General features: G+C 61.5%; 7 protein-coding genes. 2 read left to right on the top strand and 5 right to left on the bottom strand.

Going from position 1 to position 9,991, the window contains the following annotated elements:
• Positions 1-315: 315 nt before the first annotated feature.
• Entirely contained in the window at positions 316-1,404 is a 1,089-nt protein-coding gene (gmd, locus tag H6B15_RS10835; RefSeq protein ID WP_204647999.1) for a GDP-mannose 4,6-dehydratase, read from the bottom strand.
• A gap of 204 nt (positions 1,405-1,608) precedes the next feature.
• Between gmd and H6B15_RS10830 the strand changes: the two genes are divergently transcribed.
• Complete coding sequence (locus H6B15_RS10830; RefSeq protein ID WP_204647998.1) at positions 1,609-2,484, top strand: helix-turn-helix domain-containing protein; 876 nt, start codon at positions 1,609-1,611, stop codon at positions 2,482-2,484.
• A gap of 58 nt (positions 2,485-2,542) precedes the next feature.
• Here the strand turns inward: H6B15_RS10830 and H6B15_RS10825 are convergent, their stop codons facing one another.
• The 3 genes from H6B15_RS10825 to H6B15_RS10815 all read right to left on the bottom strand — a co-directional run bounded on the left by H6B15_RS10825 (position 2,543) and on the right by H6B15_RS10815 (position 7,018).
• Entirely contained in the window at positions 2,543-3,415 is an 873-nt protein-coding gene (locus tag H6B15_RS10825) for an aldose epimerase (RefSeq protein ID WP_204647997.1), read from the bottom strand.
• A 36-nt stretch (positions 3,416-3,451) separates the two neighbouring features.
• Positions 3,452-4,939, bottom strand: a complete 1,488-nt coding sequence (locus H6B15_RS10820; protein ID WP_204647996.1) for a UxaA family hydrolase — start codon at positions 4,937-4,939, stop codon at positions 3,452-3,454.
• Positions 4,940-5,524: 585 nt separating this feature from the next.
• Positions 5,525-7,018 carry a tagaturonate reductase gene (locus tag H6B15_RS10815; protein WP_204647995.1) on the bottom strand — a complete coding sequence of 498 codons (1,494 nt, stop codon included), beginning with the start codon at positions 7,016-7,018 and terminating at the stop codon, positions 5,525-5,527.
• A gap of 372 nt (positions 7,019-7,390) precedes the next feature.
• On the opposite strand from H6B15_RS10815, the gene uxaC reads away from it, so the two are divergent.
• Complete coding sequence (gene uxaC, locus H6B15_RS10810) at positions 7,391-8,833, top strand: glucuronate isomerase (RefSeq protein WP_204647994.1); 1,443 nt, start codon at positions 7,391-7,393, stop codon at positions 8,831-8,833.
• A 608-nt stretch (positions 8,834-9,441) separates the two neighbouring features.
• On the opposite strand, the gene H6B15_RS10805 is transcribed toward uxaC, so the two are convergent.
• On the bottom strand, positions 9,442-9,909 hold the full coding sequence (locus H6B15_RS10805; RefSeq protein ID WP_204647993.1) for a MarR family winged helix-turn-helix transcriptional regulator: 468 nt from the start codon (positions 9,907-9,909) through the stop codon (positions 9,442-9,444).
• Between the last annotated feature and the right edge of the window lie 82 nt (positions 9,910-9,991).

Below are 9,991 nucleotides of genomic sequence, written 5' to 3'. Positions count from 1 at the left end.
ATTCACCGGGCTGGGGCCCGGTGAACAAGGAATGGTTTTAATACCATTGCCCAACAGCAACTGCTAATGGCAGACTCCGGGTTGGCAGCGGCTTTCCCTTATGGTTTTTAATTTTTTCCTTGCTCAGGTCCCCCAGGACCTGAGTAGGCCGTCCCGGAGGGGTGGCCGCATATGGGTCCAGGGGTGAAACCCCTGGTCGGCGTCCACCGCCTCGAAACGGTGGCGCTTTTTCCGTCGCTTTTTGGCGTCAAAAAGCGACAACCACACGGCTGCCAGCCGTTACCCCCGCAGCCGGGCGCCCAAAAGCAAAAAAACTTACTTCCGCACGCCCTTCTCCAGGGCCTCGATCTTATAAAGATCCACGTTCTCCTCGGCCCGTTCCACGGCCACCTTGCGCATGTCGCTGCGCACCATCAGGCGCACCAGCTCCTCAAAGGGGGTCTTGGTGGGGTTCCAGCCCAGCTCAGTCTTGGCCTTGGTGGGGTCGCCCCACAGGTTGACCACGTCGGTGGGACGGTAGAAGTCGGGGCTGACCTCAATGAGCACCTTGCCGGTGGCCTTGTCGATGCCCTTCTCCTCCATGCCTTCGCCCACGAACTCCAGCTCGATGCCCACCTCGTGGAAGGCCAGCTGGCAGAACTCCCGCACGCTGTGCTGCTCGCCGGTGGCAATGACGAAGTCATCCGGCTTGTCCTGCTGCAGGATCAGCCACATGCACTCCACATAATCCTTGGCGTAGCCCCAGTCCCGCAGGCTGGACAGGTTGCCCAGATACAGCTTGTCCTGCTTGCCCTGGGCGATGCGGGCCGCCGCCAGGGTGATCTTGCGGGTGACGAAGGTCTCGCCCCGGCGCTCGGATTCGTGGTTGAACAGGATGCCGGAGCAGCAGTACATGTGGTAGGCTTCCCGGTACTCCTTCACGATCCAGAAGCCGTACTGCTTGGCCACCGCGTAGGGGCTGTAGGGATGGAAGGGGGTCTTTTCGTTCTGGGGAACCTCCTCCACCTTGCCGTACAGCTCGCTGGTGGATGCCTGGTAGATGCGGCAGGTCTTTTCCAGCCCGCAGATGCGCACCGCTTCCAGCAGGCGCAGCACGCCGGTGGCCACCACATCGGCGGTGTACTCCGGCACGTCGAAGCTGACCTGCACGTGGCTCTGGGCCGCCAGGTTGTAGATCTCATCCGGGCGCACCTCGCCCACGATCTTCACCAGGCTCAGGGAATCCCCCAGGTCGCCGTAGTGCAGGTGGAACTGGGGATGCCCTTCCAGATGGGCGATGCGCTCCCGGTAGTCCACGCTGGAACGACGGATCATGCCGTGGACGTCGTAGCCTTTTTCGATGAGGAACTCGGCCAGATAGCTGCCGTCCTGCCCGGTCACGCCGGTGATGAGGGCTTTTTTCATGTTTTGACTCCTTTTTGCGTTGGGCCCCGTCCGCCGGGCGGCGGGGTTGTATTTTCTTGCGGGGCGGGGTTGTGCGCCAAAGCGGCAGACTTCGCCCTTGTATTTTGCCTGGTATCCAGTATAATGGTTTTGACAAGCCTTGACAAGGGAGGATATTGCCGCAGTTTTTGCACAATCTTGCCCTGTCCTGTGGGAGGTGATTTTTTGTCCGGAACCGGTTCCTTTCCCCCGTTTTACGACCCGTCCAGCGTGCGGGTCATCCTGACGCCCTCGGCCTTTGCCCGGCAGAACCTTTTCTTTCTGCAGGAGGCCGGGCACATCCGGCTGCTGGAAAGTCACGCCGGCACCCAGCGCAGCAACCTGGACAGCTTTCTGCTGGTGCAGGTGGCGGCGGGCAGCGGGCGGCTGCAGTACGACGGCAAGGTGTGGCCGCTGCATCCGGGGCAGTGTTTCTGGGTGGACTGCCGCCGCCCCCACGGCTACCGCAGCGCCGACGACGACCCCTGGGAGCTGCGTTGGGTGCACTTCAACGGGCACAGCGCCCCGGCCTTTTACAAGCTGTTTGCCGCCGGGGGCACCCCGGTGTTCACTCCCGCCGACGCCGGCGCCCCGGCGCGGCGGCTGGACCGGGTGCTGGAACTGGCCCGACACTGGGACGCCACCGCCGAGCTGGAAGCTTCCGCCGAGATCGGGGCGCTGCTGGCGGGGATTCTGGCGGCCCGGGCCCGGGCGGGGGCCGAAACCGCCCCCGCCGCCGCCCGGCTGGAGGAGGTGCGGGCCTACGTCATTGCCCACTGCACCGAGAACTTCTCCCTGGACGAGCTGGCCGCCCGGTTTTACCTGAGCAAGTATTATCTTGCCCGCAGTTTCAAGCAGCGATACGGGGAGACCATCGTGGACTGCCGCCAGTCCGCCCGCATCGACCGGGCCAAGCAGATGCTGCGCTACACCGACCTGACCCTGGGGCAGATCGCCGCCGAGTGCGGGTTCAAGGAACAGGCCTACTTCACCCGGTGTTTCCGGGCCGCCGAGGGCCAGACCGCCACCGACTACCGCCGGGCCTGGCGGGGCCGCCGATGAGACAAAAAAACAGGCTTCCCGCCTTGGGAAGCCTGCTTTTTTTTGCTTGATGGGATGCTCACCCGATGGTGACGCTCCAGGTGAAGGTCTTGCTTTCGCCGGGGTTCAGTTCCTCGTGCTTGCCGGCCTCGTTCACGCTGTTGGCCCAGCCGTTCCAGGGCTCCATGCAGACAAAGCTCTCGGCGTCCTGCTGCCACAGCACGCCCTTGCCGAAGACATCCTGGTCAAAGGCCACGGTGACCTTGTGGCCGTTGCCGGCATCGGTCATGACCATGGGGGTCTTGACGCCGGTGAGCAGACGGATGGAATCGGCGGAGCCTTCCTTGCGGGTCAGGGTGATGGGCTGCACCGCGGCGGGCTGTTCGCCCTTGGCGTCCTCGGAGCAGGTGGCGGCGTCAATGGCAAAGCTGACGTTTTCCAGCTTGCTCACGCCGAAATAGGGGTGGAAGCCCACGCTGAAGGGCAGCACCTTGGCGCCGGTGTTTTCCACGGTCAGGGCCAGGGTGGCGGTGGGGCCTTCCAGGGTGTATCGCATGGTGAGCAGGAAGTCGAAGGGGTAGACGAACTTGGTCAGGCCGTTGGGGGCCAGGGTCAGCTCGATGGCGGTATCGTCCGCCTTCTTCACCTGCCAGGGCAGCAGGTCGGCAAAGCCGTGGACTTCCATGGGATAAGCGGCGCCGTCAAAGATGTGCACGCCGTTATCCGGCTTGCTGCAGCTGGGGAAGAGGATGGGAATGCCGCAGCGGGGACGGTCGGTGGATTCGAAGTTCTTGTCCCTCAGCCAGAGGTACTCCTCCCCCGCCTTGGTAAAGCTGGTGGCCATGCCGCCCTTTTCGGGGGTGACGGTCAGGGCGTAATCGCCGTCGGTGAGGGTGAGGGTGGCGTAACGAACGCCGTATTTTTCGTAGGTGCCGTTGGTCAGAGTGGACATGGCAGAAAGCCTCCTTTTTGATTTCCTGCCTCTATTTTACAGCATCACGCCGTCTTTGAAAATAGAAATTTCCCGGAAACCTTTTTCCTCGGCCTTGGTCTTCTTGCCGGAAGCCACTTCCAGCACCAGGTCATACAGGCCCTGGGCGGTCTCGTCGATGGTTTTCTCGCCGTCGGCGATGACGCCGGTGTTGTAGTCGATCCAGCCCGGCTTTTTGGCGGCCAGCTGGCTGTTGGTGGACACCTTGAGGGTGGGGGCGGTGGCGCCGAAGGGGGTGCCCCGGCCGGTGCTGAACAGGATCAGGTGGGCGCCGGCGGCGGTGAGGGCGGTGGCGGAAACCAGGTCGTTGCCCGGGCCGTAGAGCATGTTCAGCCCCTTGGTGGTGACGGCGTCGCCGTAGCCGATGACGTCCATGATGGGGGCGGAGCCGCCCTTCTGGACGCAGCCGCAGGACTTGTCTTCCAGGGTGGTGATGCCGCCCTGCTTGTTGCCCGGGCTGGGGTTCTCGTACACCACCTCGTTGTGGGCGATGAAGTATTCCTTGAAGCCGTTGATCATGGCCACCGCCTTGTGGAAGACCTCTTCATTCCGGCAGCGGTCCATGAGGAAGCCCTCGGCGCCGAACATCTCGGGCACCTCGGTGAGGACAGTGGAGCCGCCCCGGGCCACCAGCATATCGCTGAACCGGCCGATGGTGGGGTTGGCGGTGATGCCGGACAAACCGTCCGAGCCGCCGCACTTCATGCCCACCACCAGTTCGCTGGCGGGGATGGGTTCCCGGTGGAACTGCCCGGCGTAGGCGGCCAGCTCTTTGAGGATGTCCCGGCCGGCGGCCAGCTCGTCCTCCACGTCCTGGCAGGTCAGGAACTTGACCCGGTCGGGGTCATAGTCGCCGATTTCGGCCACAAACTGCTCGTGGGTCAGGTTTTCGCAGCCCAGGCTGAGCACCAGCACCGCCGCCGCGTTGGGGTGGCGCACCAGGGCCGCCAGCAGCTTGCGGGTCTGGGCATGGTCATGGCCGGTCTGGGAGCAGCCGAAGGGGTGGGTGAAGGTGTACAGCCCGTCGATGGTGCCGGTGACCAGGTCCTGGTTCTGGTTCACCAGGGCCTTGGCACAGTCGTTGACGCAGCCCACGGTGGGGATGATCCAGATTTCGTTGCGGATGGCCGCCCGGCCGTCCTTGCGACGGAAGCCCATGAAAGTTTCGGGCTGCACCGGGGCGGGATAGTTCAGTTTGGGGTTGTAGGTGTATTCCAGCTCCCCGGACAGGTTGGTCTTGACGTTGTGGGTGTGCATCCAGGTGCCTGGCTGGGCGTCGGCGGTGGCGTGGCCGATGGCAAAGCCGTACTTGATGACGTTCTCCCCTGCTTTGATGGGGCGGATGGCCATTTTGTGGCCCTGGGGAATGTCCTCGGCGGCGGTGACGGTGCCCACGCCCTCCACAGGCACTTCGGTGCCCTTGGCGATGGGATGCAGGGCCACCACCACGTTGTCGTCGGGGTGGATATGGATGGTCAGCGGCATGGTTGATTCTCCTTATTCCTAAGTTGTTTTGAGAAAGGCGGCCCGAGATGGACCGCCTGGTTTTGGTTTGCTGGGTTGCGGGCAAGCGGGTGCTTGCGGGGGGAACGGCTGCTGAAGGCTCCCCTGTGCAAGGGGAGCTGGCGGCCGCAAGGCCGACTGAGGGGTTGGAGACTTGACGGGTTTTCCCGGTAACGGGAAATCAGGCAGGGTTTACAACCCCTCCGCCGCTGCGCGGCACCTCCCCTTGCACAGGGGAGGCTTTCCGGAAGAGCCATTCAAATCCATTCCTTGCTCACCGGCCCCAGGCCGGTGAGTAGGCCGTCGTAAGGTGGCCGCATCCCCGGGTCCAGGGCCGCAGCCCTGGTCGGCGTCCACCGCGTCGAAACGGTGGGACTTTTCGCTTCCTTTTGGTCACAAAAGGAAGGACTCTTCGGCAGGCTTCCGTCCGCCAGGCGACAAGAGCCCGGCCAACCCCTCCGCCGCTGCGCGGCACCTCCCCTTACACAGGGGAGGCTTGGAGGAAAAAGGTGCGGCACCTCCCCTTGCACAGGGGAGGCTTTCCGGGAGCGGCCCGGATTTCATTTCTTACAGGCAGGAAGCATACGCCGCCTTGGCGCCTTCGGTGCGGATCTTGGTCAGATTTTCCACGGTGCGCTGTTCAAAGCCGGGCACGGCGGTCAGGTCCTGGCCCCACATCTGCTCGTTGGTCATGACGGCATGCACCAGGGTGGGGATGTCGTCGTCCTTGTGGGCGTTGTAGAATTCCAGCACCCAGCGGTCGTCGGAAACGGTGTACTCGTTGCCGGCGGGGCGCTTGCAGACCAGGCCCTTGTCGGTCAGGCCCTGGATGTCGTTGGAATAGAAGGCGATGTAGGCGGCCAGGCCCATGCTCAGGCAGGTGGGCAGGGTGCCGTTCTTTTCCACATACTCCAGCAGGGAGGGCATGTTGCGGGCCCGCCACTTGGAGGTGGAGTTCAGGCTGATGCTCATCAGCTCATGGTTGACAAAGGGGTTGTTGAAGCGGTCTTCCACGGCGGCGGCAAACTGCTTGCAGTCTTCCTGGTCCAGGGGCAGGATGGGCACCACCTCTTCCAGCAGCATCTTGTTCATGAAGCCGCGGATGACGTCGTCATGCATGCAGTCCCGCACAATGTCGAAGCCCGCCAGATACGCACCCAGCACAAAACCGGTGTGGGCTCCGTTCAGGATGCGAACCTTGCGTTTCTTGTAGGGGGTAACGTCGGGCACCACCGGGCAGTTGAGCCCCGCGGCCTTGAACGGGAGCTTGTCCTCCAGCCAGGCCGGGCCTTCGATGTTCCACACGCCGAAGATCTCGCCCACGTCGATGAGCTCGTCGTGGTAGCCGTTTTCCTCCTCCAGACGGGCCACCTCGGCGGCGTCGCGGATGCGGCCGGGCACGATGCGGTCCACCAGGGTGGAGCAGAAAGTGCAGTCCTCGTTGACCCACTTCTTGAAGCCGTCGTCCAGGCCCCACTGGTCAATGTACTGGTTCACGCACTTGAGCAGTTCCTTGCCGTTGTTGTCGATGAGCTCGCAGGAAAGCACCACCACGCCGGGCTTTTTGGCGTTGTAGCGTGCCAGCAGCACCTGGGTGAGCTTGGCCGGGAAGGAGGACGGCGGGCAGTCGTTGGCCTGGCAGGCAGGGTCGTAGACGATGCCGGCCTCGGTGGTGTTGGAGACGATGTACTCCAGATCATCCGAGACGGCCACCTGCATCATGGCGTCGTAATCTTCCTTTTCATAGGGGTTCAGGCAGCGGGACACGCTGGAAATCACCCGTTTGGCGTCCACCTTTTCGCCGTTCTGCCGCCCGCGCAGGTACAGGGTGTAAAGCCCTTCCTGGGCGTTGATCAGCTTGGCCAGGCCGGGGGCGATGGGCTGCACCAGGCAGCACTTGCCGTTCCAGCCGACCTTCTCGTTGGAGACATCAAACCAGTAATCGACGAATGCACGCAGGAAATTGCCCTCGCCAAACTGCAGGACCTTTTCCGGGGCGTCCTTGAGGACATAGCCCTTGTAGCCGGACTTTTCCAAGACTTGGTAGTTCAAGGTTTCCATGTGAATGCTCTCCTTACGTTCGCAAAATTCGCGCCCTGCCCATGCCACGGCACACTTTGTGCGCAGCCAATAGACGCTCAATATCACCCTTATTCTAATTTTTTTGGGCGGGCGCGTCAAGATTCATTCTTTTGCCAACGCACATATTTTGCGCATCTGTTTTTGGTTTTGGTCGTTTCTGCGTTTTGCACAAGCCCAACCCTTAATTTTTGGCAGTTATTTCGGGTTCTGGGCAATTTTTGCAACTTGTTCCCCGGGGGTTTCCTATGTATAATGGTAGCAGGTTATGTTGTATTTGCCCGCCCGAAAGGCGCACAATCCGTTCCTTTTGGGGCCGCAAAACGCCAAAGGTTAGCAAAGGAGTACCGGTTTATGAAAGCTTTTATGGACAAGGATTTCCTGCTGGAAACCAAGACCGCGCAGCACCTGTACCACGATTACGCCGCCCAGCAGCCCATCGTGGACTATCACTGCCACATTCCCCCGCAGGAGATCTATGAGGACCGCCGCTTTGAGAACATCGCCCAGGTGTGGTTGGGCGGCCATCAGGTCCTGGCCGACGGGTCCGATTATTATTTCGGCGACCACTACAAGTGGCGCGTGATGCGTTCCAACGGCGTGCCGGAAGAGTATATCACCGGCGACAAGCCCGACCGTGAGCGGTTCCAGAAGTTTGCCGAAGCGCTGGAAATGGCCATCGGCAACCCCATGTACACCTGGTGCCACCTGGAGCTGAAGAAGTACTTCGGCTATGAGGGCGTGCTCAACGGCGACACCGCCGAAGAGGTGTGGAATCTGTGCAACGACAAGCTGCAGCACGACCCCAACATGACCGTGCGCGGCCTGATCGAACAGAGCAACGTGGCCATGGTGGGCACCACCGACGACCCCATCGACAGCCTGGAATGGCATGAGAAGATCAAGAACGACCCGTCCATCAAGGTGGTTGTGGCGCCTTCCTTCCGTCCGGACAAGGCCCTGAACATCATGAAGCCCGGCTTTGCGGAGTACATCCACAAGCTGGAAGAGGTGGTGGGCCGCAAGTTTGCCTGCGCCGACTGCGTGGTGTCCGCCCTGGACGAGCGGCTGCAGTTCTTTGTGAAGATGGGCTGCCGCGCTTCCGACCACGGCCTGGACTACGTGCCCTATGTGGAGACCGACGTGGACAAGGCTTCCGAGGCGTTCCGCAAGGCCATGGCCGGCGAGCCCCTGACCAAGGAGGAGGGCGACGCCTACACCACTTACCTGCTGATCAAGCTGGGCCGCCTGTACAAGAAGTACAACGTGGTCATGCAGATCCACTACAGCTGCCTGCGCAACGTGAACAAGCACATGTACAAGAAGCTGGGCCCCGATACCGGTTACGATATGATCGCCGTGACCGACGGCAGCGCTTCCATCAGCAGCCTGCTGTCCGCCCTGACCGAGACCGGCGAATGCCCCAAGGTGATTCTGTACAGCCTGAACCCCGCCGACTTCGACATGCTGGGCACCATTCTGGGCGCCTTCCAGGATGAGGAAGTGCCGGGCAAGATCCAGCTGGGCAGCGCCTGGTGGTTCTGTGACACCGACGACGGCATGTACCAGCAGATGAAGACCCTGGCCCGTCTGGGCCTGCTGGGCAACTTCATCGGTATGCTCACCGACAGCCGCAGCTTCCTGAGCTACACCCGCCACGAGCTGTTCCGCCGCCTGATGTGCAACCTCATCGGCAACTGGGTGGAGAACGGCCAGTATCCCAACGACGAAAAGTCGCTGAAGAAGATTGTGGAAGGCATCAGCTACTACAACGCCAAGCGGTATTTCAATCTGTAATATTTGTTTGCCGAATATACAAAGAGGAGAATCTCCGGAAGGAGGTTCTCCTCTTTTGGTTTGCGGGCACCGAGACCGGCTCCCCTGTGTAAGGGGAGCTGGCGCCGAAGGCGACTGAGGGGTTGTAAGCTTCTTGGCAAACGGCTGCCTGCCGTTGGGTTGTCGCTTTTTGACGCCAAAAAGCGACGGAAAAAGCGCCACCGTTTCGATGCGGTGGACGCCGACCAGGGTTTTCAACCCTGGACCCATATGCGGCCACCCCTCCGGGACGGCCTATTCACCGGGCTGGGGCCCGGTGAACAAGGTATGGTTTTAATACCATTGCCCGGTAACGGCTGCTGAGCAGAAACTTTCCCTTGCGCCATTTTAATCATTTTCCTTGCTCAGGTCCCCCCCAGGACCTGAGTAGGCCGTCGTAAGGTGGCCGCGCATCCCCGGGTCCAGGGCCGCAGCCCTGGTCGGCGGCCGCCGCATCGAAACGGCGGGACTTTTCGCTTCCTTTTGGTCACAAAAGGAAGAACTAAACGGCCAGCAGCCGTTCCCCCAGAAGCCAGAAACAAAAACAGGCTTCCCCTGTTCGTACCGAACAAAGGAAGCCTGTGATTGGTTTATTCCTGCGGCATCGCCGGGCCGGACTTGGGCAGCGGGATCTCGGGCATGAGCTCCTCCGAGACGATGCTGAGCATCCGTTCCAGGTTTTGCAGCTCTTCCACCGTGAAGCGCTGCTTGGCCCGGTCCACCACCTTTTGCAGATAGGCATAGCTGATGCTGTAATAATCAATGTACTTGCGGGTGGGGTACAGGTGGTATTCGCGCTTGTCGGTTTCGGACTGTACCTTCTTCACATACCCCTTTTTCACCAGATTGTTGATCTTGTAGGCGGCGTTGGGGGTGGACAGGTTCATCATGTTGGAAAACTCCGCGATGGTCGGGCTGCCCAGCGCCATGATGACCTCCATGCAGAACGACTCCACCGTGGTCAGCGTGGCTTCGCGGGTTTCGAACTTGTTGAATACCTGTTTGTAAAAGTGCAGTTTGAACTTGGTATACACCTGCTGAAAAGCTTGATCCAGCATCGCAAAAACCTCCTGCGGATCGGGTTTGCGGGCCGCCGCGCCGCGGGCGCGGCGCAGCCGTATGGCCGCCCGAATCTGTTTT

The sequence above is a fragment of the Gemmiger formicilis genome (assembly GCF_016900095.1).
GTDB classification, from domain to species: Bacteria; Bacillota; Clostridia; order Oscillospirales; family Ruminococcaceae; genus Gemmiger; species Gemmiger formicilis_A.
The sequence above is the reverse complement of the archived record's forward strand: the minus strand, read 5'-3'. Positions and strand labels throughout refer to the sequence as shown.